Origin of the sequence: Ammoniphilus resinae, from assembly GCF_017873965.1 — a bacterium.
Lineage (GTDB): Bacteria > Bacillota > Bacilli > Aneurinibacillales > RAOX-1 > Ammoniphilus_A > Ammoniphilus_A resinae.
Genome location: NZ_JAGGKT010000029.1, coordinates 1 through 22,948, shown reverse-complemented (window position 1 = coordinate 22,948; position 22,948 = coordinate 1). Strand labels below are relative to the sequence as shown.

Sequence of the window (22,948 nt, the reverse complement as noted above, 5' to 3'; positions counted from 1 at the left end):
TTTTTCTTTAAAACGTATAATCTTAATAGAATGAGGAGCCCTGTTCTGCTCCTCATCCCTGCCTCATTATTAAGTTATTCTACAATGGTAATCGTATTGTTTTCAGGGGCCCAGACATCCAGAACATGACCCTTATTGTTTTTGCTATTTTCTTTTACTTTAAATTGATATTTGTAATCACCTGTTGGAAGGTCTATAACGGCAGATCCAGGATGTGCATCTTCTGCATCAAAAAAGACAGCACTTACCCAGAACGGTTTTCCTGTATTGGGATCCATATCCTTCCCGTCGGGGCCAATATGATAATTGAAAGGCAACTCTACATTCTTTCCACCATTACTGATGATTTCTACATAAATCGTGAACTGATCATTTAATGCAAGAGCCTCTTCTCTATCCTCTAGTTCGCTAATCCCAGCCGTAAAGACAATGTGTTCACCCGGGGTACTTTTGCTAAATTCATGGATATCAGGAACACAACCAAGCCCCCCTGAAATAATCCCATCTTCTGGTTGGTGGAAAAATGGCGGAGGATCTTCCATTAATGTAAACGGAACACTAGTCCCCCCGCTTTCTAACGTAATCTCATTCGGTTTCATCTTGGTTTGACCCGGTGCGTCAGGTGAGCTAAAACCCATTAACGGGATGGTCATCATCCCTGCCAGTAAAGAATGAAGCAACCACTTTTTTCGCATTCATCTTCCTCCTTGAATTTGTTTTTTGAATTAGATACATTGACTAGCCCAAAAGTTGGATTTAAAACATTTGGTTGTATTGGGCCAAAACTTTTAAGTTACCTGTGCCTCAACTATTTTCTAGTATAAGAGTACTATAAGCAGCACATAAATTAATATTTAAAACTTTCCAAGAATTATTACAATATTTGCGGAAAACTGACAAACGTTTACATGGTAGGTGAAGGGGTGCAATGTTCAACTTCACCGAGGTAACGCTTTATTTCAGTGATGGGGTCAGACCCCTTTAGCGACAATAGGTATTACCGCTGGTTCTTCAGGATTTAAAGAACTAGCGCTTTTTTTCTACCGGTTACTGCAATATGGAGGGAAACATTAGCTAAGCAAATAAAATAATCTTTTATTTTACATTACGATAAATTAAATTGTCAATAAAAAAATTTGCAATATTTCCAGGAAAAAGTTACAATGATATTAAATAATTTTTTAGACGTATTTCACATTCTTTTTGTAATCTTTTTGCAGATAGAATATGGGTACGTTTTTTTATATCCCTTCCTCAAATCGAAGAAACCAAAGGAGAAAAGTGACAGTTTTAATGGAACACTCGTTAAGGGTATTAACCAAATAGAAAGGGCACTACAGAAATTTGGGCTTCAAACTTCAAGGAGGACAAAAACAATGAATCTAATCAATAAAGAAGTAACACACAAGCGTTTTGGCAAAGGAAGTATTGTTGGACATAATGATTCTTTCATAGAAATACATTTTGCAACGGAAAGTAAAAAGTTTGTTTTTCCCGATGCATTTGAAAAACACCTAAAGCTACAGGATAAAGTTGCTGCCCATTCACTTGAAAACATTATGCAAAAAAAGGAAATGGAACGAGTGAAGGCAGAACAGGAAAAGGAAGAAGAAATTGACCGACAACGTAAAGAACAGCAACTTCACTTGGAACATGAAAAACTTATGAAAAATCATAAACTTCATCCCGAATCACAAATGGTTTTTTGGTGTGACGACGAAGAACGAACTAAGGTTTTTACAGAGTGGAAAGTTTTCACTGGCGTAATAAAAAGCGGTAATAACAAAGGAAAGCCAAACAAACCTATCCGCATATACCAAAATAGTGTCTGCCTTTTAACAACAAGAGATCCCAGTATGCCTGAAAAAGACAGACGTATCTTAGGTGTTTATATGGTGGATAAAGATTTTATCGGTAAGTTTTGTGAAGATGGATCTATTCCTGCTCATTCAAAACTTAGACTACAACTTACAGAACAGGAATCTGATAAAATGCGTTTTTGGAAATATTATTTAAATGAAAAATCCCCTCACAAAATGACTTGGAATACAGGTAAATACCGTTATTTCTATAATGTTTGGATGGCTCAAATTTTACATGATATTGTTTCTTTGAAAAGGGACACACAGGAACAAGAACTGGCACAGAAATTCTTTGAATATTTTTGCAAAATGAATCGGATCTGGCAAGAAGAATTACCAGAGCCTCATGGTGCATTGATGCGTATATAGATTTTATCCCATAGTCTTAGCTAAACTAACGATTTAGCGTACCTCCAAACGGATAAGAAAACATTTAAGGGTAGAACTGAGGTTATCGATAGAGATTTTGATGTGATGTGGGGCGGACACAGGGTACTTTATTTAATCAAAAATGACTACATTTTGGTGATTCGGAGGCAAATAAGGGATTCGGTGTCCGCTACTCCCAAGGAATCGGAATACATTGTTCGTATATGTTGACAGAGAGTCTTCTACTGACGTACTTGGACTCTATTGTTGACTTTAAACTTTCTGCAATTCTTAATATGCTACTTTACTTTACCGTTTCTATATTCGATTGTTCCCCGTTGGTGGTTAACTGTGCATTTTTGTGAAAATTCGGTTGTTCCCCGCGAATGGCTGCAACGACATAACTCCAAAACCGAACCAGATCATTATCATGCTTGTCAAGTGCTACCCAAGCTACCTTGCAGCCGCTTTCTTTGGCCCATACAGTTAAAGACGTGGTCTTCCCGAAGCCCGTTGGTGCAGTTATTGCCGTTAGCTTGATTTTTAGTCCTTCGTTCAGCCATTCCGTCAGCTCTGGACGCGAAACCAAGTTTCTGTTCATGGCTTGTGGAATTTTGACCATATTTCTAAATTTAATAGATGTTTTTTCTTTTAAAAGATAATAATCGATAACTGATCCACTACTCATACTGACACTCCATTCATAGAATATGATTTTGTAAAATTCAGAAGCCAACTTCTTCACTTTACATTCGTCAACATTTCCGTAGGGCATCAGATTGTCCCTGACACATTCGACTATAACAGGTAATTCTTCTTTGGTATTAACAAATCCCCTTTACTCCGTTATCCTGCCATTTAGCTCAATAAAGAAAGGCTTCCTTCGGAAGCCAATTTTACGTGTTATTAAACGCTTGATCCTCGTTAGCGTAATCTACTTTAGGTGACAAGGTCATCTTATCGTCTGGTAAACGAGACTTATGGCTCCAGAATCAAAGGTCTTGTTTTCGATTAATTTAAGATGGATCTTCTCCTTGAGACCTTGGAATAACGGCAACCCGCTGCCGATCAGCACAGGAGAAACCGTAATTTTATACTCATCTATTAAATCAAGCTGCATAAGGTAGTGTGCGAACCTAGGACTGCCGAGGATGACCATATCCTTACCTGGCTGCTGTTTGAGGTTCTTGATCTCTTCCTCGACATCTTCTTTCACCAGTCTGGAATTGTTCCATTCGACTTTCTCCAGCGTCGTGGAAAAGACGATTTTGGCTGTCTTTTCGATCCACTCGGCATGATTCCGTTCATGCTGTGAAGCTGTTGGGTTCGAAGGCACAGATGGCCAGTAACTATGCATCATCTGATAAGTCCCACGTCCCCAAATGACAGTGTCGGCAGTACTCAGAATTTCTTTCGCGTGTTTCTCCAAATCAGCATCGTAGGAAACCCAGCCAATGTCCATTTCACCGTTCGGCCCTTCTACAAAACCGTCAAGCGATGCGTGCAGAAATAGAACGAGTTTTCTCATTTTCAGTTCTCCTTTGTTCATGAGAGATATCTACATTAACTTATAGGACATTTCAAGTTGGGCTGTTTCTTATGGATTGCTAATCCCAAATGAAATATTCTACTAATCCACAAAGAAATCCTTCCACTATATTCTGCAAAACTGCAAGATAGCACAATAAAAGGGGGGCCTTCGCTCGGAAGCCCACCTTCGTCTATTCAACTCTTGATCTCCGATAGTTCAATAACAACTTTTGAATTTTTGAGAAAGTGTTTGTTTCCCTTTCCAAGTATTTCAAATAACCTGGAGAAAATGTCAATTCACAGCAAATTCCCCACTTCAATTAACCGTACAAATAGTAATAAAATAGCAGTTGAATTTGCACACAATAGTTAGTTTAGTGTGGATCTTCAAGCCTTAACTCATTTACCATTTTAAAGTAACAGTTCTACCACTAGGTGATATTGATACATTACCAACTTTTACAGGTCCTCCAGATTCACCTTTAAAAGCTGTATCAATAGCAGCAGCTATCTGGCTAACATCCCCACTTCCACCTAATTTATTAGCAACCTGTGCGGCAACAGTAAAATTATTAAAACTACCAGTATTGAAAATAACTAATATATTATTAACATAAGATTGGTTAATGCCATTACCTCCAGCAAAATAACCGTTAATGTCTCCTTCAAATTTAGCACCCGTATTTTCATAAATACTCTTTACTTTCGCAAGCACGCTACTCGACTGATTAGGTTTTATTTCGATCTTCCCACCGATAAATACTGTTTTTGTTGATTGTTCCCAATGAACATCTTCTCCTAACGCTTCTCCAATAAAGCGCAACGGAACCATTGTACGATAGTTGATTGTTTTTGCTTCTACGTCTAATTTGTGTAGCTTATCGTTGATTTCAGCTTGATAAGAACCAATGGTTAGTACAATCATTTGATTGTCTTTTGTTGCTGTCACCTTTTTCTCTACTTGGTTCCAATTGACTTTTGCACCTAATGTTTCAAAGATGCCGCGTAACGGGACTAGTGTTCTTCCATTCTGTAAAACTGGTGGTTGATCATATTCTTGTTTCTCACCATTAATAATAACGTTAATTTCCTGTGTAGCAGATTGAGTTTGTGTAGGCAATAAAACTATTGAAAAAATAAGCATTGATAATAAAAAAACAAGTTTTCTTTTCATTCTTTTCTCCCATATTTATTATTATATTATTTTACCACGTTTTTGAGGGATAGAATTGCACTTCCCTACCTGCCCAATACCACAATAAAAAGGGCTTCCTTTGCCTGGGAAACCCATCTTCCGTCTATTCAACTCTTAATTTTTGCATCTTTTGGAATTAAGTGTAGCCTGACCTATTTTGTAATTGGGTTCAGCAAACAGACTTTGCCGCCCTTAAAAAAAGCCAGAGCGAAGCCCAGGCTTTAGTATATCCGTCAAGATTTCATCCTGATGCCGTTCTCCTGCATGATCTAAACGAAATCTATTAAGGAAACAAGTATTGACCGTGCGTGATGGTGATCTCGCCCTGCCCTTTCGGGATTTTCGTCAAATCCAACACAACAGGGATTTGCTCATTGGGAGGAAGGGGGGGCAGATCCAACACCTTGCTGTTATAGGTGATCCGAACGAGAGACACCGATGCGTCCCAATGCACATCGCAGCCCAGGGCTTCGCTTACAAACCGAAGAGGAACTAAGGTTCGTCCGTTTACCAATTTTGCAGGCACTTCTAATTCTAGGATTTCATCGTTTATCATCACTTCTTTCCCGTCTAGCGGTAAAAGGATGACTACGTCGCCCTTGCCGGCTTTGATCGTCTTGGTTTCGGCCCCCCATTCCACGTTCGCTCCAACATTTATGTCGTGTAACTATACTAAGGGGCCATTGAGGATATTTTAGCTGGCATTTTGTTTTACAGGTAAATTTCCCCTTTCTCATTAGCAGGACTATTTTACCAATAATAGAATTTATATTAGGTAACTTTACATATAATGGGGTGGGTGGAGAAATGAAGAAGTTTGTTACAGGATTTATAGCGGGTGCTTTTATCTTCGGATCTATAGGTGTCTTTGCGGAGGTATCACCTATCAAATTAATTGTTAACGGTCAAGAAATTAACTCTGATGTACCTCCACAAGTAATTGACGGGAGAACTATGGTTCCGGCACGTGCGTTGGTAGAGGCGTTGGGAGCTACAGCTAAGTGGGATGATGAAAAAAGGGCAGTTATCGTTAATACGGTTGGAGGTACACCAACTGATCTTAATCCAGTTAGTAGCCCTTCATTAACGCCAGAAGAAAAAATACTTACGAGTGGTAAAAAGTATTTTGGAGTTTATGGATACTCTGGTGGAATTACAAAATTCAATATTGAATTTACCGATTATGATAAGGATCAGCAAACATTTAGGGGAAGAACGGAAGTTATCGATAGAGATGATTCCGTTGAAGAAATAGAGGGTAGGTTGATCAATGGTAAATTGATATATTCAGTAAGCAATCCAAAAACCGGGGAAGTTACATCTACGGAGCAATTAAAACTAGGAACAAATAATCAAGGCATAACTGTGCTCCAAGGAAATTGGAGGTTTGTAGATGATTCTAACTCTGGCACGATAGAAGTGATCATCCCTTAATTCAACCTCCGTTCTAAAGGGACGGATTTTAACGGGAGAATATATGGGTTGATGTGATGTGGGGCGGACACAGGGTACTTTATTTGATCAATTTGGAGGCAAATAAGGGATTTGGTGTCTGCCTGCCTAACTTATTCTATAGACATGATTAAAACTGGAGGCTAAGGGATGAAAATTTGGACTAACCTACCTTTCCGTTTTAGGGAGGGCTATGAGAATACCTACGTAGAACAAGATCTAGATCTTGAGGCAAGCTTAAATTCGATCATTGGTTATCTTATTTTGTTATTTATTGTTATTGGTGTTCCAGTAAGATTTGCCCTAAATCACCATATTTTGGAAAATGATACGCTTTTAACCATCGGCTCTTATATCTGGTTATACATTAAAACCCCATTTGTTATTGGATTTCAAATTAGCGATCTGTTAGGAATTGAGTCAAGCTGGATCAAGGCTTTGATTCATTTGTTTGTTGCAGGATTAGCTGCTCTTTGTTTTAGATTTCTTTTTATGGATTACTGGTATGGCCCTAGTGGTAGACGTTATGGACCCGATTTTAGTTGGAGACCAACCATGATTATTTTTATGCCAGTTACTAGAATTTTGCCTTTAAAAATACTTCAGCGTATTGCACTTATCATAATAAAGATTTATCTTTGTTTTGTTATCCTGCAAATTGCATTAGTCATTATTATTGGAACACTAGTAGGTGGATTTTTGCTATTTAAAGCTGCTATATATTATGTAGTGACTGGAATAGCGGAATAAATATTATTTTGGAGTTTCATACCGAACTATATAACAGGATATTACCAATTCAACGTGTGTTTCATAGGCTTCGAAACTCCTCTAATTCCTCATCTCGCCGTAAGCCGAGTCTGATAAGGGCATCTTTTACACCTATTTTAAAAATCCGCTCCAAAATAGACAAAATAGGGGTGAAATTCCCCCTATTTCACTTAATCTGCGGCCATTATCCCAAATAGTTGTAAATTCTCCCCTTATCCCCGATCGAGAATCGCTAATATATAATCCCCCTTCGATAGATTGAAAACAATCACCCACCTCTTCTCTCCTCATTCGAGAAAACTCTTTAATCTAGTATTACACCTTCTCCAGCTTAGGACCTCCGGAAGAGCAGAAAGAGGTTTTTCAATATAATGATCAAAACAAATATTCCATATCTAGAATTATGTAAAACAAACAAAAATATATAGACAATATCAGGTGATTTTTGTAATAATATGTAGAAGATTGTCGCAAAGTGGTTCTATGGTCCTAAAAAAATAGGTCTAAGGTTCCACACTTAACTTCAATCTCCATATTGCCTCATGTTATTTAATTTCTCTAATGTTACCCACTTTTATTTCTGTTTTGGGAGGGATCAATCGGAAGAGTTAAAGATCGTTGTTTTTTAATTGGTAGGAAGGAATATGCCATTCCGATTACTCAAGTGGTTTCCATTGAAGGATGCAAGAGGGAACACAACTTCCTAGTCTACCGGCCCATTTTAGAGGGGTGGTAGAAATTGATCTCTCTGGTCGGTTTAGGGGAGATGCTTAATAATGAGATACCTTGGCTTCATGAAATAAGCGACATCAAAGAGAAACTATCGAGGGTATAGGGGTACAGACTAACATAAAAATCTATTGGAAAATTAGTGTTTAAGGAGAAGAAATTGATGTTGTTTAAATCCACAAAAACCCCTGCGCTTGCCGCATTATTAGAGGAAAGTAAGAGACTAAGGAAAAGAGCTGAAGCCAATGACTTTTCAAGTGAACTCCAACTCACTGTCGAGACTTCAGAATTGAAAGAAATCGTAAACAACCTAAATTTTATTTTACATACATTGCAAATAAACATGGAAGATCTGCGAATTCGTACTGATTTGGTAACGAAAGCGATTGATGTTGGCTTATGGGATATGACGGTTGTGGCCGGTGACCCCGTTAATCCTAACAATACCTTTATCTGGTCGGATGAATTGCGTCACATGCTTGGGTATAGGAATGAGGCCGATTTCCCAAATGTCCTGAACAGTTGGGCATCCAAACTCCATCCGGAAGACCACGACTGGGTTCTGGATACCTTTGCTAAACACATGATGGATCGAACAGGTAGAACGCCTTTTGATGTTAAATATCGTTTACTTACAAAAAGCGGCGAATACCGTTGGTTTCATGCCAACGGGGCAACGGTCCGAGATCAACAGGGTATGCCTCTCAGGGTAGCTGGCGCTCTATTTGATATTCATGAAGAGATCATAAAAACAAGGGAATTGGAAAGTCTGGCCACACGTTATGACCTCATCAGTGAAGCCTTGGTAGAAGCTCCCTGGGATATGACCGTTATAGCGGGAGACGTAGTTAATCCGAATAATGAATTTTGGTGGTCGCCACAATTCCGCAAAACGCTTGGATTCAAAGATGAATCCGAATTTCCAAATAGAATGAGCAGCTGGAGCAGTCGTCTTCATCCGGAAGATGCGGAACGTGCGCTAGAGGCTTTCGCAAATCATTTAAATGACTATAGCGGGAGAACTCCATTTGATATTGATTACCGCCTCTCTCTAAAAAGCGGTGAATATCGCTGGTTTCATGCTAGTGGTGCAACCATCCGAGATAAACAAGGGGTTCCATTGCGTGTAGCTGGAACGATACGGGATATTACCCTTGAAAAGGACAAGGAAGAAATTGTGAACGTGCTGATCACTCGCATGCAACAACTTTCCGAATCTCTGAATGAAATGGTCAGAGGGGTAAATTCCATAACGAATCAAGCCCAAGAACTTGCTGTTGCTCAGGAACATTCGACACATGCGGCCAATCAAGCAAAAAACAGTGCGGAAGAAACGAGGGTCATTTCCGACTTCATCAGAGAGATCGCCGAACAAACCAATCTTCTTGGATTGAATGCGGCAATTGAAGCAGCTCGCGCCGGTGAGCAAGGGCGGGGTTTTGGTGTTGTTGCGGCGGAAGTTCGAAAATTGGCTGTTAATAGTGCGAATGCCACCGGTAAAATCGAAGACAGTTTGAACGATATGAAGGAGCAAATTGAAATGATTCTCAATCATATCGGCAATATGAGTACCTTGACACAGAATCAAGCAGCATTTACAGAAGAAATCAATGCATCAATGGATGAAATCAATACAATGGCTCAAGAATTAACTGATTTTGCTAAAACAGTATAAGAATTTACATGATCATTTCTAAAAAGTAACCATCCTCTCCTTGATCTGGAGGGATGGTTACTTTTTCTTTGTACGACGATCACCTATGCTTAGTTAGATTTGTATTTCAGATACTCTGTAAGTATTTATCCCCATTTGGGACAACTATCAAAAACTCGCATCTATCAAACCATAGATTAGTAATCACTTTTAAAAATTCTTTAATAAGATCTTTATAGATAATTAAAGATAATAAGATATATAGATCATCTCATTCTTATCCTATCCCCTATACCACTTCAAAATAATAATAGTCAAGGTTTTTATATTGAACTTTTCAGCAAAATGACCAATATGTTGATATGGCAATCATACCCAAAATACTTTAAATTTTGAGTTAAGAGGGGGGATAACAGATGTCATATGCTGCAGACGTCCTAGCTGCCATGATTGAAAAGGATCTAGCAAAGAAGGGTCTTACCTATGAACAATTTGCAGATAAAACTGGCATCGGAAAAACCACAGTGTACTCCTTGTTAAAAGGGACTGCTAATCCCAGCTTATCCACCATAGAGTTGGTTACCAAGGAAATTGGTAGACACATTCTAGTTTTACACTTAGATGAGATTCAACTTCGACTAGAAGAGTTGATGGATCAAGATATTCGAGAGGTTCAAGCGATAGTAGGTGTCAGTTTATCTACGAAGGACCCCGATTTTGTAAAGTTTACTCGCGAAAATATAGCGGATCTAATAGTTACTCTTCAAAAGTTATATGATTCCTTTAAAACATTAAAATAACCCCACGAGGGACAAGCCTGTCCCTCCCACGCTAGATCCTCAAATAAAATCCCCAGGAGGTATATCATGTCTACGCAAGGAACCACCCTTTCTTTTCCGTCCATTGATCCCATGAAGATGTTGGATTGGCTGCCCAAGTTAGGTGAGAAGGCATTTCTCGCCTGGCTTCAGCTGCATAGTTGGAAACAAAACGTATCTTCCCCCTCTCCTGTGCTACCCTTATCGATCAACCGGATCATTAAACGTTTAAAAGTGGGCAATTCCACCTTTTACGATCAGATCCTGCGCCCGCTTTGGAATTATGGATTAATTGACCTACAGAAAACCCATCCCAGAAAAAAAGGACAGCAGCTCATTCTCTATGCTTATCCCAACAATGATCCGGAAAAGGCATCCTCCCCCTTACTTCAACTGCGGGACTATGACTTCGATCCACCGAAAGCCAAGGCTCCCATCGCTACCGAGGAATCCACTCAACCGGAACCACCGATTGATTCCGCCAAAGAAGAGAACCCGCCTACAACTCCCCTTTCTCAACAACCCGCCATCCAGGAGGATTCTCCATCAGAACCTACCCTATCCGATTCAGAATACCTTGAAGCCATGGAACAGGAAGCTGCATCTTCCCTTCCCCTTCCTTTGCAAGAAGCCATTGAAAAAGATCCCGAGCTGCAAAAACGAGCGCAGGATATCAAGCAGGTTTACCACCAATGTAAATACCATTCCCAATATAATCATAAGCTGTTTTTACAAAAGGCACGGACCTGTCTTCGTTATGCCCACGATCCCAGAAGGTTTGCTGCCTACTTACATAAATCACTAAGAAATGAATGGAATCGGTCTACCCCTTATCCCACACCATCGACACCCAAGCCCTCTGGAAAAGAAAGACCCCATGACGTCCCAGAATGGGTATGGAAACAACAATACGAGCCCCAAGAAGAACAGGAAGAAATCACCCCCGAGCAAAAAGCCATCATCGACGACCTCCTTCGCCAACTCGGGGAGATTCCTTGATCCTTCCCATGAACCATCCAGTCCAACCATTCCAAAAATCTCACGTTCATTTTACATCCCAAAGGAGTGATCAAAACTTGAAACAGGATCGTCCCTATCTACTCGCCACTTCCGAGTTTGGAAGTCAACCATGTCTTCTCTGTCTTCTTACGGTTTCGGAGTTTATTAATGGCAGAGCCTATCGGCTCTCCATCGGTTGTACGGGGTATTTCCACGATGAATGTGCAAAAAAGCTAAAATCTTATGGACTCGTTGAACCCATCACCCCTCTTCAGATCCCAACGGGAACCAAAAGCGCCAAGCTTCTGCCACGGTGTAGAGAGCCCACCACCATTTTGCAAGCGCTCTTACCTAATCCTATTCGTTTTCTAAAACCCTAAAGAAAACGATATGGTTTGCGAAAGGTTGATGATCCAACGTTGCTCGCAAACAACAAAAGAAGGAGGCCAATCACATGTACACCATCGAATGGAAAGGAAGTCCCCATTTCACCTCGGATGTTCGCCCATCATCCGGTCCCGTCGATCCCCCACCATTAATCGTTCTTCACACGATGGCGGGATCTCTGTCCGGAACCCTTGCCCATTTTCAAAACCCCCAAACCGAAGTCAGCAGCCATTATGGTGTGGGGAGAAAAGGGGAGATCCATCAATATGTAAAGGAAAAGGATGGCGCTTGGACAAACGGGAGAATTCTCAAGCCCACAGCCAGGCAAATCATCCAGCGAGGAGGGAATCCCAACCGGTATAGCATTACCATCGAGTATGAGGGGAAAGACCGCGGTGGAGCGATTGAACAACCGCAGTATCAAGCGGGCCTTTGGTTAATTCAACAAATCGCTGCCAGATGGAACATCCCCCTGACCCGTGAATATATCATTGGCCATTACGAGATTGATTCCGTCAATAAAGAGAACTGTCCCGGTCCCTTTTTCCCCTGGTCCATGTTGATGAAAGATCTTGAATCCGGCTGGCCGCTCGTCTCGATCCGCCACAACAGCATCCCTATTGCGATGGGTTATCTAAACAACGGAACGACCTATGCCCCTTTACGAAAAGTGGCTGAGAGACTCGGTTACACCGTGAAATGGGATGAGATCGAGCACACCTTGGACCTGTTGGGGAGTCCGGGAATGAAGTAAGGCATAAGATCCGTATTCTACATATTGTACACAAATTAATGAGTTATTTAAAAATAATTGTTTACAATAAACTTGTCCCATGTTATAATAAAATCATCGAAAGGAGGTGAACAACATGCTAACGACAAAGGATGTCAAAGAAATCAAGTTAGTCTTCCTAAGCGGCACCGATGAAAAAGGCAACCCAACCTACAAAAGCCGCACCTACAAAAACGTCAATGTCGAGAATGCCACATTGGACAATGCCTATGCATTTGGACAAGCCATGGCAGCCCTCTCCGACTGGCCACTGGATCAAGTGATCCTCTCCAGTGATCAAGAGATTATTGATGTACCCTAACCTCTAGATTCCCAAGACTAGCTTCATCCCATCCTCTATCGAAAGGAGGTGACCTCCATGCCTCGTGAAGTCAATGAATCCACACTTTCTCTATATTTCACTAAAATCGATGGAACCACAGCAAAATTTGACGTTCCCGCTCCAAAGGCCAGCTTAACATCAGCCGAAGCCCGGACCCAAATGGACGCCATCGTTGCCATCGGCGGGTTGTTTGATATCGCAGCTGTCAAGGATGCCGGTATTACCCACCGTACTGTTTCAGACTTTGATGTAGAAAGCATGTAATAAGACGTTATCAGGGGTCAGTCATCTGGCCCCCTTTACTTAAACCCCATTAAATAAGGAGGGAAACCCCATGGAAGCGTTCGATCCCATCCCACTGATCAGCAACCTAGGTTTCCCCATCTTTGTTTCCTGGTACCTGCTCACACGAGTGGAAAGCAAAATGGAGGCCTTGACGAACTCCATTACGGAGATGACCCAGGCCATTCATGGTTGGCGGAAGGAAACGTAGGAAGGGGAACCCCGAAAACAGATACAAGCCCAATTTCCTTTGCGTGGAGAGAAGGGCTTGTTGTATTCCTAACGCTTTAACATACTGAGGAGGTACCATTATATTTTTTTAGTATTCATATATGATCATAAATGTTAATAATTCTATTTATGTTGAAATGTGTATGATTTTGTAGTAATTTGTATTATTAGTACTAATATCCTGTATATAGTCACAAAGTGCTACAAAAATGGGGTGATACAATAACATCGGGATAAAGAACTGAAAACAAATCGTTAGAAGATTGATAGCGTTAAAGAAAACAATTATTAGATCAATCACTTTTGTCTTGGTTGAATAAAAGTGAAATAGTTTAAGGGTTAGACGGGAATAATATGCATTTCTATTATTAATTTTTATTTAGAAAAAATGGTGTATTAAATTTCAATATATCAATTTGACTTAAAAGTGAGGACAAACATGCGTATTCAGTCAGTTAGAACAAAATTACTTCTCATGGTACTCGTTTCGGTTATTCCACTACTTATTCTCTCTGTCGTTAGTTATCATATATCGAAGGATTCATTAGAAGTTGCCAAGAAGCAACAGTTAAAGCAGCTAGTGGATAGTGCGGTCATTTTAGCTGAGAGCCTGAATAATGAGGTGACTACAAGCCATTTGACCCTAGAAGAAGCACAAGAAAAATTCCGGTTATCCCTTGTAGGACCTAAACAATCAGACAACACTCGAAAAATTCCTGTTGATTCTCCAAAAATAGGAGATGGAGACTACTATTTTGCCTATAATAAGGAATTACGAGCTGTCATGCACCCTAAAGATATAGAAGGTCAAATTTCAAACTCACCAAACGTTGATGGTATATACGTAAATCAGGAAATGTATAATACCAATAATGATTATTATCAATTTATGTGGAAAAATCCCGGAGAAAATGAACCTAGACCTAAAATTGCCTATGTAAGACACTTTGAGCCTTGGGATTGGGCTATTATTATGGGATCTTATGAGGACAATTTCTATAAGGATTCAGAAACGCTCAAAATATATTCCATAGTCATTTTGATTCTTTCACTTATTCTAGTCATTACCATAGCTAGTTTGATCAGCAGACAAATTTACATACCATTAGCAAAAATTTCTACCTTGGTCAGTAAGGTAGCGAATGGGGATCTTACATCTGAACCGCTTTACATCAAAAATAAAGACGAAATTGGTCAACTCGCTAAGGACTTTAATTTGATGCAAGAAAATGTGAGAACTATAATATCCCAAGTTTTGAGCAATGCTCATTTAGTAGCTGCAACCTCTGAAGAATTAATGGCTAGTGCCGAACAGACAAGTAAGGCTACTGAACAAATATCCATTGCGGCTCAGGAAGTGGCAACGGGAACCGAACATCAGATGCAAAGCATAAATCAGGTGTACAAAGCTAATGAAGAGATATCTAAAGGAATGAATCAAGTTGCTTCATCAATCCAATCTGTTGCAGAAGCGGCGATCACTGCCAATCAGGAAACGACGAATGGAAACCAAGTTGTGAATCAAACCGTGGAGCAAATGAATGATGCAAATCATAAGGTACAATCTACGGCTAAAGTAGTGAATACACTGGGTGAAAAGTCAAAAGAAGTTGGTCAAATCGTATCGATCATTACTGATATTTCTAATCAAACAAATCTATTAGCTTTAAATGCAGCTATTGAGGCAGCCCGTGCTGGAGAGCATGGACGGGGATTTGCTGTAGTGGCTGATGAAGTACGTAAATTAGCCGAACAATCCGGTACGGCTGCAGAAAAAATACGCTCTTTGATCCTTGAAATCCAAAATGAAACTCAAGAGGCTGTACTTGCTATGAATGAAGGTTCTCAAGCGGTAGTTGAAGGAATTGAATATGTCCGTCAAACAGGGGAGAGTTTTAAATCGATTACCAAAATGATTGAAGATGTTTCTGCACAATCACAAGAAGTATCTGCTGTAGTCGAACAGGTCACTGCTAGTGCCCATGGGATGGTAGAAATGGTAGAAAATGTGGCCGGGCTTTCTGAACAATCAGCAAATAATACAGAGAATATGGCAGCAGCATCTGAAGAACAACTGGCTTCCATGGAGGAAATATCCTCATCGGCAACCTCCTTGTCCAAAATGGCGGAAGAACTGCAAGGATTAATTAGTAGTTTTAAGGTTTAGTGTTCTAAAAAAGGATAGGGCTATGACCGAGGTACATGTAAAAATTGGTCAGATGCCCCCTTAAATTCCCAAATGCCAAAAAATAGTGTTCACACTAATGAATAAAATTATCAGATTATCTCTTATAAAGATACACTTTCTTCTGATTAGCATATAAGAATACCACGAATTTACTTCACACCATCTTGCGCAGCAATCCGGATCACCCCTAACTTAACCAGCCTAGACATAATCCCCCCTTCTGTCCTTTGGTGTTTCTTGGCTATTTCCTGTATGTGGTGTCCACATTTATAAGCCCTGATCAATTCCTGATCTTCCAGGGGAACCCAAGGCTTTCCGGAGTTGGGTGGCAGTTCAGCGGCTCGTTTCATTTTATACCCCAAAACTTTCATTCCATCCAGAGCAAGATGGAGAGCCTTTTTCGACTGGGGTCTGACCCCTGTCGAAGGGGAAGCGCGGGAGCGCTTCGCCTTGGGCGATCAATAGAGCTGTATAACAAAAGCTGCTTAAACGTTCTAGATCCGTTTACATCATTCTCTTTCTGCATATACTAATAACATTTACTAAGTGCAGAGAGGGTGTTACAATATGGCTAAAGGTAAACGGAAGGGTGAATCAAAAATGGCTACTTTGTCATTGAGAGATCTTGAAAGTAGCATTAGAGCAAATTCTTTAAAACGCAAATCGATTATACACAGATTTGAACAAACTGTATTAGAATCTGATTTACAAAAGGGAAGAATTAGACCTAAGCACCCAACTGAAGCTAAAATTCTTTCCATGTTTTCGAAAAAATAAGAGGGAAAATGGACATTAACGAAGCCAGAGTAGAAATTGAAAAACTAGTAGATGCTCCAAAGTATGATGCTATGATTAATACTGCGGCTATAATAACAAAGCTCTTGGAAAAGGACAATATCCACCCCATTGTTGTTGGGGGGCTGTCTGTTGAAATTTATACTCAAAGTGATTATACAACTAGAGATATAGATTTTGTTTCAGATGGCTACATGAAAATAGCTGATTTACTATTTAAACTTGGCTTTGAGAAAGAGGATAGGCATTTTTATCATGAAAAAGTTGAAATTGCTATTGAAATCCCTGATAATTATTTAGCAGGCGACTATAATAGGGATATTAAGTTAGCCATTGACGATGATAAGTATGTGTATGTGATCTCCATTGAAGATATTATAATGGATAGGCTAAGAGCTTCAGTACATTGGAGATCATCCGAAGATAAGATTTGGGGATTCAAATTGTTAGCAAATAATTATGAACGAGTGGATCTTACCTACATGCGTCAGTCCGTTGAAACTAAACTTGAAGAAATTGAATTAGAAAACTGGATATCACAAATTGAAGAATAAATTCTAACCACTACCGCTGAAGACTAGTGGTTTTTTAGTTTATCTAGTTTACGAATTCTATCGGAAAAGCCTAACGTTTCGCAAATTCTTTTATGAAATAATGGTGCTAAAGAACAGGAAGACCCTTTCTTGTGTTCACTCTTCGACTGGGGTCAGACCCCTGCCGAAGGGGAAGTGCGGTAGCGCTTCGCCGTCTGCGATCTTGATCAAACTTGAATTCTTATGTATAATATAATTATAAAATGTGTAGAAATAAAAAGAAGTCAGGTGCTGCTAACACCTGACCGCAATTACATGCCGCATGAAGTGCGGCCGACCCAAAAGTTAAGCAGCAACAAGAAAAAAGTAACTACCCAAATCTCTTGGAGGGGAGCCGGGCGGTTACTTTCTTCTTTGTACGACGATCGCTATCACAATTGTTATGACTCCTATCAAAACTAGATTTGATGTGAGTGCTACCATCATTGCTTCATACGCCGTCATCTTACCACCTCCCTTCTTTCGGGGAGTGGCCAACCGCCGACCCTGCTTTATGTAATTGCTTCTTTCATCCTAGCAAACCGCCTCAGCAATGTCTATATTTTCTACTAACCTTATCTATCTTCTTTGGTCAATACCTCATTTTACGAAATAATAGAACCAAAACCTAGTCAGTGTTAAACTTCGCAAAACTAACGCTTTAGCTCGATGATGGGGTCAGACCCCGTTAGTGAGGTGAAGTACGGAAGCGCTTCGCCGTCTGCGGTCAAAAATATGGTTCAGGTAAAGTTGCTCCGATAACATGGAGTAAACCTTAAATCACGGATTAAATAACATTATAATTAGCACAACAAAGCTTGACTAATGAGAAAGAAGCAAGGGGGTATGTCCTTGCTTCTTTTATTGCTCCTTACAATTGAAGATTTCAAGATTTTCAGGGGCATTTCCTATTTCCAATTTTTTCATCGCGCTAGTTAATCTGCTAAGTTTTTATACTTTTTTTAGATTTCGTTAAGAGTTGATTTAGAAATAGGAATTAACCTTAATTACGGACGAAAGTGAAACATTCTCAGGGAGGGTTAATTGTGAGATACCGGATACAATAATTCCCGAATGGATTGACAAATCAATGGACAAGGGAGGTTCATATTATGACAACAAACACATCGGTTCTAATTATTGGTGGAAGCTTGAATGGTTTGTCAGCAGCATTGTTACTTGCACATCAGAACGTTGACTGCGTATTGGTTGAACGTCATCCACATACATCAATTCAGTATAAATTTAGCGGTATTTCGAACCGCTCGATGGAGATCTACCGGAGCGTCGGGATCGAGCAGGAAATTCGTCAGCAACGCACTCGTGACCAAAGGGCCAATTTAGTTTTGCGCGCCAAGAATCTCGCAGACCCGAACGTTAGCTTAGGTGAACAGGCTTGGCCCGACATGAACGATATTAGCCCAACTACTGCAGCTGAGTGTGAACAAGACCGACTTGAACCCATTCTAAAAGCAAACGCCGAACGACATGGTGCAGATGTACGGTTTAACACAGAGTTGATGGATTTTGTGCAGGATGCACAAGGAATAACAGCCCGTATCCGCGATCAAGCAACTCAAGCAGAAGAGACGGTGTACGCTTCTTACCTAATCATTGCAGATGGAGTAAACGGTAATTCACGTGAAAAAATTGGAGTAGGTCGTCACGGTCCTGGTGTCCTCCAACATTGGATGAACGTGATTTTCGAAACGGATATGGAACCCGTGGTGAATGGGCAATATTTCACTGCTGCTTTGCTTCAAGATATTAACGGCACCTTGGTCCCCCGCGATGATTCGGGTCGCTGGTCCATGTCGGTACAATATTTCCCCGATCACGGCGAAGGACCGGAGGACTTTAATGATGAGCACTGTCTTCAACTAATCCGTGCAGGTGTAGGTCGAGAGGATGTCAAAGCAAGGATTGTGGATGCAAGGAAATGGGAAGTAGCGGCATATGTGGCGGATCGATTTAGCGAAGGACGGGCGTTTATAATAGGTGACGCAGCGCACGTCATGCCGCCTACCGGAGGGCTCGGAGGGAACACCGGTATTCATGACGCGCATAATCTGGCCTGGAAACTGGCTTCTGTCATAAATGGATCGGCGGGCCCGCGCCTACTGGACACCTACGACAGCGAGCGCAGACCCGTGGCGGAACATACTTTGGCTCAGGCTCTCTCGCGGCTTCAGGCATGGTTTAAGGACCCGAATAAGAAACTGCCGCCAGCAGTGAAGATCGTGGAAGATAAGAACGTCATCTTCGGATATGTGTATCCATCAGGAGCGCTGATTAATGAAAAAGGATTTTCGACTATTGAAGCATTTGAGGATCCAAGAATGCCTTCGGGATGCCCAGGGTCCCGAGCGGCGCACTTAGTTGTTGAACGCAACGGTGAGCGGCTCTCCACCATTGATATCTGTAATGGCCATTGGGTACTTTTTGCTGGTCCAAGCGGAGGTAAGTGGGTTGAAGCTGCCAGGGGATTACATTTATCCTCCAAATTGGGGCTGAATTGTTATCAATTCGGTCCAGACGAGGATCTGCAGGACATCGATAACTGTTGGTCAAGCGCATATGGTGTTTCCGAGGAAGGTGCAATTCTCATTCGACCGGACGGATTCATTGCTTGGCGTGCGCATGGCGCTTCCGCACAACCCAAGACGAACCTTCAGAATGTACTTGCATTGCTAACCTTTCAGAATTCCTAATGATCCTTTTTCTTCTGTATCGCAAGGGTATCCACTCAACCTAAGGTTGAATTTCATAAGACGAAATTTGAGGGTACCTAGCTGGGTACCCTAATTGATTAAACAGAACTTCGTAAAAACGGTGCCTCTAGACTTACGTCCCCCTCCGCTTTTACATACTTTACCGTTACACAGTTAAGATGATTGCAGCCCATGGAAGTATTGCTGTAAATGTCTATCCTCACCAGTTTAGACACACCTATGCTTGCCTATTACTCGATAACGACGTACCATTAGATTTCATTCAGGAGATGTTGGGGCATGAAAAAGCCTCAACATCTCAAATTTATGATCAATTACGGGGAGAGCTTCGAAGAGAGCTATACAAACGATTTTTCTAGGAGCCTAAAGGCTCCTTTACTTCGACTGGGGTCAGACCCCAGTCGAAGGGGAAGCGAGGGAGCGCTTCGCCTTCTGCGATCATAGCCTTTTTGCCTCACCAAAGCAACGCTTTATGGGGTCAGACCCCTCCCTCCGTACAATAAGAATAAGCAACTTACGGGAATAGCGGATATCCGAACTCAATACCAGGTTATTTTTCAAAATTTACGCTTCCGATTCCATGAGACCGATGAATTCCCGGATCGGCTGTCGTCTATATAAAAGAAGGCATAAATGAACACAAACTAATTTGACGAAGAGGTGTTTTGAAAATGGCATTAACGTCCGCATTCACGAGCTTCAACCTGCCTGTAAAAAACGTAGAACAATCGAAAGCGTTCTTCACCGGACTCGGTTTCGAGCTCAACCCGCAATTCCCCGAGAACGAGAATTCGGTAGCCATCGTGATCGGCGACAACCTGCAGGTCATGCTAATCAATCAAGCATTCTTTAATACGCTCACGGAGAAGAAATCCGTAGATACGAGCAAGTATGCGCAGATGACGATCGCATTGGCCTTCGAGAGCCGGGAAAAGGTCGATGAAATCGTGAATACCGCGGTCTCCTTGGGCGGGAAATTGCATGCTGAACCTGAAGATCATGGGTTCATGTATCATTGGGGCTTCGTGGACTTGGACGGCCATCTGTGGGCCATTAACTACATGAACATGGATGCGGCACAAGGTTAAGGCTAACGGAGAGCACGCTCGTACTAGGGTTCAAAAAGAAAGACGCCGGGCATCTTCCCCGGCGTCTTCTTCGCGATGATTAGTTTTGTTCGGTATAGGCAAATTTAGCACGATCGAACTAATAATTCAATGCCCACCTTCGCCAAGCTAACACTTTGCCGTTGACGATTAACAGGTACGGTTTCCCTCTTCTGGAAGAGCATCGGCGATAGTGCTTAAGCAACCTCTTGACACCTCTCCCAAAAGTTAAGAATAAGACTAGTCATACTGATGTCCCACATGGAAATGATGGGAGTGTTTCGACAGGGGTCTGACCCCTGTCGAAGGGGAAGCGCGACAGTGCTTCGCCGTCTGCGATCATATGATTCAACTCTTTCAGTTGCTCGAAAATGAGGTCCAATTTAGCTTCTATTATTTCCATTTGATTCACGCCCTTTATCCATATCCTTGTTCTTATGATACCACGAATTTATTTCAACCCATCACGGGGGGGCATTCGAATCACCCCTAACTTAACCAGCCTAGACATAATCGCCCCTTCTGTCCTTTGGTGTTTCTTGGCTATTTCCTGTATGTGGTGTCCACATTTATAAGCCCTGATCAATTCCTGATCTTCCAGGGGCACCCAAGGCTTTCCGGAGTTGGGTGGCAGTTCAGCGGCTCGTTTCATTTTATACCCCAAAACTTTCACTCCATCTAGAGCAAGATGGAGGGCCTTTATCGTTTCCTCCTGATGGAAGGGGCTTGTTTTCGGTAACTCTTGACTTGTATAGGGATCTTGCGCTTGGGCAAGATGACCTATGATCTCAAGTGCACGACGAATTTCCATTTCCTGTCCTCCTTTATCCACTTCTATATGAGTTCAACCGTTTGATTCGGTTTAATTCGAATGACTGACTCTAGCTCAAGCAGGGAAAGTGTTTCGATGATTTCGGAATGGCTGCGCTTCATGGTCTTTACTAATTGATCAATAGACATTGGAGTAGTTTCCAATTGCTCGACGATCCCTTTTTCAAATGAAGTAAACGAACCTTCACGGATAAATTTCATGGAATTCTCCAATATGGAAGTTGAATGGATGGTCGTTCTTCGGGGTTCTTTTACGTGGGAGACCGGGATGAGCTGTTGGGGGTTGAGAAAGATGGAGGCACCGTTTGCAATCATTTGATTTGTTCCTCGGCTTTCCAGATCGTAGATATTGTTTGGTACAGCCCAAATTTCACGTTCTAACAGGCGCGCATGATTGACAGTACTCCATGTGCCGCTTTTTTCCCCTGCTTCGACTACCAAAATCTTCGAAGACCAAGCACTGACGAGGAAATTTCGTTGATGAAAGTGGTGCGGATAGATAGGGGTTCCTGGTGGATAGGAAGAAAGAATAGCTCCTTTTTGAATAATCGCTTCCATTAAGGATTGGTGTTCTCTGGGGTAACAAACATCCACCCCACACCCCAAAAAAGCCATCGTATAACCCCCGGCTTTTAGACAGGCGGTATGTGCATAGCCATCGATGCCTTTGGCCATCCCGCTAATGACCGGAATTTGATGCTTTGCCAGGAATGCAGCGGTCTCAATAGCCACCTGTTTCCCATAGGATGTGCATTGTCGCGTTCCAACGACCCCCACCCCCATACTGTTTTCCCTAATCGACCCACGATAATATAGAACGACGGGTGCTTTTGGAATTTGTTTTACTTTTTCGGGATAAAGGGGATCTTCGATGGTAAGCAGGCCGATATTCCCTTTTAGCATTCGTTCTAGCATTCTTTTAGACTTGTCTAGAGAGCGCGCTGCTAGGATACGATCCACCAATGCCGGTCCCATTCCGGGTACCTTTTCTAATTCCCTGGGATTGATTCTAAAGATAACTTCCGGTGAATCAAACTGCCTTAGCAGCTTTTTCTGCATCACAGGTCCGATGGATGCAATCCCTGTTAACCAAATCCAGTACACTCTTTGATCGATCATTTTATACGACCACCATCCCTTTTTGATCCTTATCTAAGTCACGGGCACTTAAGGCAGCGGCTACATCCTTTTGACGAATCTTCTCTGATCCATCCAAATCCGCATAGGTGCGGGCAAGTTTCTTAAATTTATAAAAGCTTCGGGCGTTGTATTGAAATCTTTCGTAAGCTTTTTGCAGCATTCTCATTCCCCCTTCATCTAATTGACAGTA

The 22,948-nt window shown here is 41.4% G+C and carries 26 protein-coding genes; 17 read left to right on the top strand and 9 right to left on the bottom strand.

Going from position 1 to position 22,948, the window contains the following annotated elements; genetic code table 11:
• Positions 1-74: 74 nt before the first annotated feature.
• Positions 75-695 carry a hypothetical protein gene (locus tag J2Z37_RS23740; protein ID WP_209812823.1) on the bottom strand — a complete coding sequence of 207 codons (621 nt, stop codon included), beginning with the start codon at positions 693-695 and terminating at the stop codon, positions 75-77.
• A gap of 681 nt (positions 696-1,376) precedes the next feature.
• Here J2Z37_RS23740 and J2Z37_RS23735 point away from each other — a divergent pair.
• On the top strand, positions 1,377-2,231 hold the full coding sequence (locus tag J2Z37_RS23735) for a malate synthase (RefSeq protein WP_209812822.1): 855 nt from the start codon (positions 1,377-1,379) through the stop codon (positions 2,229-2,231).
• A gap of 304 nt (positions 2,232-2,535) precedes the next feature.
• Here the strand turns inward: J2Z37_RS23735 and J2Z37_RS23730 are convergent, their stop codons facing one another.
• The 4 genes from J2Z37_RS23730 to J2Z37_RS23715 all read right to left on the bottom strand — a co-directional run bounded on the left by J2Z37_RS23730 (position 2,536) and on the right by J2Z37_RS23715 (position 5,596).
• Complete coding sequence (locus J2Z37_RS23730; RefSeq protein ID WP_209812821.1) at positions 2,536-2,919, bottom strand: hypothetical protein; 384 nt, start codon at positions 2,917-2,919, stop codon at positions 2,536-2,538.
• 264 nt (positions 2,920-3,183) lie between these two features.
• Entirely contained in the window at positions 3,184-3,759 is a 576-nt protein-coding gene (locus J2Z37_RS23725) for a dihydrofolate reductase family protein (protein ID WP_209812820.1), read from the bottom strand.
• Positions 3,760-4,164: 405 nt separating this feature from the next.
• Positions 4,165-4,935 (bottom strand): copper amine oxidase N-terminal domain-containing protein, encoded by a 771-nt coding sequence (locus tag J2Z37_RS23720; RefSeq protein WP_209812819.1) that lies wholly within the window; start codon positions 4,933-4,935, stop codon positions 4,165-4,167.
• Between the two features lie 304 nt (positions 4,936-5,239).
• Complete coding sequence (locus J2Z37_RS23715) at positions 5,240-5,596, bottom strand: copper amine oxidase N-terminal domain-containing protein (protein WP_209812818.1); 357 nt, start codon at positions 5,594-5,596, stop codon at positions 5,240-5,242.
• 167 nt (positions 5,597-5,763) lie between these two features.
• Here J2Z37_RS23715 and J2Z37_RS23710 point away from each other — a divergent pair, with 167 nt between their 5' ends.
• From J2Z37_RS23710 to J2Z37_RS23660, 11 genes are all read left to right on the top strand, one after another.
• Positions 5,764-6,390, top strand: a complete 627-nt coding sequence (locus tag J2Z37_RS23710) for a copper amine oxidase N-terminal domain-containing protein (RefSeq protein WP_209812817.1) — start codon at positions 5,764-5,766, stop codon at positions 6,388-6,390.
• A 168-nt stretch (positions 6,391-6,558) separates the two neighbouring features.
• On the top strand, positions 6,559-7,158 hold the full coding sequence (locus tag J2Z37_RS23705; RefSeq protein WP_209812816.1) for a hypothetical protein: 600 nt from the start codon (positions 6,559-6,561) through the stop codon (positions 7,156-7,158).
• A gap of 913 nt (positions 7,159-8,071) precedes the next feature.
• Positions 8,072-9,583 carry a methyl-accepting chemotaxis protein gene (locus tag J2Z37_RS23700; RefSeq protein ID WP_209812815.1) on the top strand — a complete coding sequence of 504 codons (1,512 nt, stop codon included), beginning with the start codon at positions 8,072-8,074 and terminating at the stop codon, positions 9,581-9,583.
• 395 nt (positions 9,584-9,978) lie between these two features.
• A complete protein-coding gene (locus tag J2Z37_RS23695; protein ID WP_209812814.1) occupies positions 9,979-10,362 on the top strand; it encodes a helix-turn-helix domain-containing protein in 384 nt (127 codons plus the stop codon).
• 66 nt (positions 10,363-10,428) lie between these two features.
• Positions 10,429-11,379: a hypothetical protein gene (locus tag J2Z37_RS23690; protein ID WP_209812813.1), complete on the top strand. Its 951-nt coding sequence runs from the start codon at positions 10,429-10,431 to the stop codon at positions 11,377-11,379.
• Positions 11,380-11,456: 77 nt separating this feature from the next.
• Positions 11,457-11,759 carry a hypothetical protein gene (locus J2Z37_RS23685; RefSeq protein ID WP_209812812.1) on the top strand — a complete coding sequence of 101 codons (303 nt, stop codon included), beginning with the start codon at positions 11,457-11,459 and terminating at the stop codon, positions 11,757-11,759.
• Between the two features lie 74 nt (positions 11,760-11,833).
• Positions 11,834-12,520: a peptidoglycan recognition protein family protein gene (locus tag J2Z37_RS23680; RefSeq protein ID WP_209812811.1), complete on the top strand. Its 687-nt coding sequence runs from the start codon at positions 11,834-11,836 to the stop codon at positions 12,518-12,520.
• A 115-nt stretch (positions 12,521-12,635) separates the two neighbouring features.
• A complete protein-coding gene (locus tag J2Z37_RS23675) occupies positions 12,636-12,860 on the top strand; it encodes a DUF1659 domain-containing protein (protein WP_209812810.1) in 225 nt (74 codons plus the stop codon).
• A gap of 57 nt (positions 12,861-12,917) precedes the next feature.
• Positions 12,918-13,145, top strand: a complete 228-nt coding sequence (locus J2Z37_RS23670) for a DUF2922 domain-containing protein (protein ID WP_209812809.1) — start codon at positions 12,918-12,920, stop codon at positions 13,143-13,145.
• Positions 13,146-13,215: 70 nt separating this feature from the next.
• Positions 13,216-13,374 carry a YvrJ family protein gene (locus J2Z37_RS23665; protein WP_209812808.1) on the top strand — a complete coding sequence of 53 codons (159 nt, stop codon included), beginning with the start codon at positions 13,216-13,218 and terminating at the stop codon, positions 13,372-13,374.
• A gap of 459 nt (positions 13,375-13,833) precedes the next feature.
• A complete protein-coding gene (locus J2Z37_RS23660) occupies positions 13,834-15,561 on the top strand; it encodes a methyl-accepting chemotaxis protein (protein WP_209812807.1) in 1,728 nt (575 codons plus the stop codon).
• Positions 15,562-15,731: 170 nt separating this feature from the next.
• Here J2Z37_RS23660 and J2Z37_RS23655 read toward each other — a convergent pair whose 3' ends face one another.
• The gene (locus J2Z37_RS23655; protein ID WP_209812806.1) at positions 15,732-15,932 is read right to left on the bottom strand and encodes a hypothetical protein; all 201 of its coding nucleotides are present in this window, start codon (positions 15,930-15,932) and stop codon (positions 15,732-15,734) included.
• A 217-nt stretch (positions 15,933-16,149) separates the two neighbouring features.
• Between J2Z37_RS23655 and J2Z37_RS23650 the strand changes: the two genes are divergently transcribed.
• From J2Z37_RS23650 to J2Z37_RS23630, 5 genes are all read left to right on the top strand, one after another.
• A complete protein-coding gene (locus J2Z37_RS23650) occupies positions 16,150-16,359 on the top strand; it encodes a hypothetical protein (RefSeq protein ID WP_209812805.1) in 210 nt (69 codons plus the stop codon).
• Between the two features lie 8 nt (positions 16,360-16,367).
• Complete coding sequence (locus J2Z37_RS23645) at positions 16,368-16,931, top strand: DUF6036 family nucleotidyltransferase (RefSeq protein WP_209812804.1); 564 nt, start codon at positions 16,368-16,370, stop codon at positions 16,929-16,931.
• Between the two features lie 1,130 nt (positions 16,932-18,061).
• On the top strand, positions 18,062-19,660 hold the full coding sequence (locus J2Z37_RS23640) for an FAD-dependent monooxygenase (RefSeq protein WP_209812803.1): 1,599 nt from the start codon (positions 18,062-18,064) through the stop codon (positions 19,658-19,660).
• Positions 19,661-19,839: 179 nt separating this feature from the next.
• Positions 19,840-20,040 carry a tyrosine-type recombinase/integrase gene (locus tag J2Z37_RS23635; protein WP_209812802.1) on the top strand — a complete coding sequence of 67 codons (201 nt, stop codon included), beginning with the start codon at positions 19,840-19,842 and terminating at the stop codon, positions 20,038-20,040.
• A 312-nt stretch (positions 20,041-20,352) separates the two neighbouring features.
• Entirely contained in the window at positions 20,353-20,769 is a 417-nt protein-coding gene (locus J2Z37_RS23630; RefSeq protein WP_209812801.1) for a VOC family protein, read from the top strand.
• 469 nt (positions 20,770-21,238) lie between these two features.
• Here the strand turns inward: J2Z37_RS23630 and J2Z37_RS23625 are convergent, their stop codons facing one another.
• From J2Z37_RS23625 to J2Z37_RS23615, 3 genes are all read right to left on the bottom strand, one after another.
• Entirely contained in the window at positions 21,239-21,598 is a 360-nt protein-coding gene (locus J2Z37_RS23625) for a hypothetical protein (protein ID WP_209812800.1), read from the bottom strand.
• 23 nt (positions 21,599-21,621) lie between these two features.
• Complete coding sequence (gene dprA / locus J2Z37_RS23620) at positions 21,622-22,737, bottom strand: DNA-processing protein DprA (protein ID WP_209812799.1); 1,116 nt, start codon at positions 22,735-22,737, stop codon at positions 21,622-21,624.
• Position 22,738: 1 nt separating this feature from the next.
• Positions 22,739-22,948: magnesium chelatase subunit ChlI family protein (locus tag J2Z37_RS23615; protein WP_483413498.1), on the bottom strand; the 210-nt coding region annotated here is incomplete at its 5' end.

Coding starts and splice junctions, on each gene's coding strand:
- J2Z37_RS23740 (WP_209812823.1), bottom strand. CDS start 695: ATGCGAAAAAAGTGGTTGCTTCATTCTTTACTGGCAGGGATGATGACC.
- J2Z37_RS23735 (WP_209812822.1), top strand. CDS start 1,377: ATGAATCTAATCAATAAAGAAGTAACACACAAGCGTTTTGGCAAAGGA.
- J2Z37_RS23730 (WP_209812821.1), bottom strand. CDS start 2,919: ATGAGTAGTGGATCAGTTATCGATTATTATCTTTTAAAAGAAAAAACA.
- J2Z37_RS23725 (WP_209812820.1), bottom strand. CDS start 3,759: ATGAGAAAACTCGTTCTATTTCTGCACGCATCGCTTGACGGTTTTGTA.
- J2Z37_RS23720 (WP_209812819.1), bottom strand. CDS start 4,935: ATGAAAAGAAAACTTGTTTTTTTATTATCAATGCTTATTTTTTCAATA.
- J2Z37_RS23710 (WP_209812817.1), top strand. CDS start 5,764: ATGAAGAAGTTTGTTACAGGATTTATAGCGGGTGCTTTTATCTTCGGA.
- J2Z37_RS23705 (WP_209812816.1), top strand. CDS start 6,559: ATGAAAATTTGGACTAACCTACCTTTCCGTTTTAGGGAGGGCTATGAG.
- J2Z37_RS23700 (WP_209812815.1), top strand. CDS start 8,072: ATGTTGTTTAAATCCACAAAAACCCCTGCGCTTGCCGCATTATTAGAG.
- J2Z37_RS23695 (WP_209812814.1), top strand. CDS start 9,979: ATGTCATATGCTGCAGACGTCCTAGCTGCCATGATTGAAAAGGATCTA.
- J2Z37_RS23690 (WP_209812813.1), top strand. CDS start 10,429: ATGTCTACGCAAGGAACCACCCTTTCTTTTCCGTCCATTGATCCCATG.
- J2Z37_RS23680 (WP_209812811.1), top strand. CDS start 11,834: ATGTACACCATCGAATGGAAAGGAAGTCCCCATTTCACCTCGGATGTT.
- J2Z37_RS23675 (WP_209812810.1), top strand. CDS start 12,636: ATGCTAACGACAAAGGATGTCAAAGAAATCAAGTTAGTCTTCCTAAGC.
- J2Z37_RS23670 (WP_209812809.1), top strand. CDS start 12,918: ATGCCTCGTGAAGTCAATGAATCCACACTTTCTCTATATTTCACTAAA.
- J2Z37_RS23665 (WP_209812808.1), top strand. CDS start 13,216: ATGGAAGCGTTCGATCCCATCCCACTGATCAGCAACCTAGGTTTCCCC.
- J2Z37_RS23660 (WP_209812807.1), top strand. CDS start 13,834: ATGCGTATTCAGTCAGTTAGAACAAAATTACTTCTCATGGTACTCGTT.
- J2Z37_RS23655 (WP_209812806.1), bottom strand. CDS start 15,932: ATGAAACGAGCCGCTGAACTGCCACCCAACTCCGGAAAGCCTTGGGTT.
- J2Z37_RS23650 (WP_209812805.1), top strand. CDS start 16,150: ATGGCTAAAGGTAAACGGAAGGGTGAATCAAAAATGGCTACTTTGTCA.
- J2Z37_RS23645 (WP_209812804.1), top strand. CDS start 16,368: ATGGACATTAACGAAGCCAGAGTAGAAATTGAAAAACTAGTAGATGCT.
- J2Z37_RS23640 (WP_209812803.1), top strand. CDS start 18,062: ATGACAACAAACACATCGGTTCTAATTATTGGTGGAAGCTTGAATGGT.
- J2Z37_RS23635 (WP_209812802.1), top strand. CDS start 19,840: ATGATTGCAGCCCATGGAAGTATTGCTGTAAATGTCTATCCTCACCAG.
- J2Z37_RS23630 (WP_209812801.1), top strand. CDS start 20,353: ATGGCATTAACGTCCGCATTCACGAGCTTCAACCTGCCTGTAAAAAAC.
- J2Z37_RS23625 (WP_209812800.1), bottom strand. CDS start 21,598: ATGGAAATTCGTCGTGCACTTGAGATCATAGGTCATCTTGCCCAAGCG.
- dprA (WP_209812799.1), bottom strand. CDS start 22,737: ATGATCGATCAAAGAGTGTACTGGATTTGGTTAACAGGGATTGCATCC.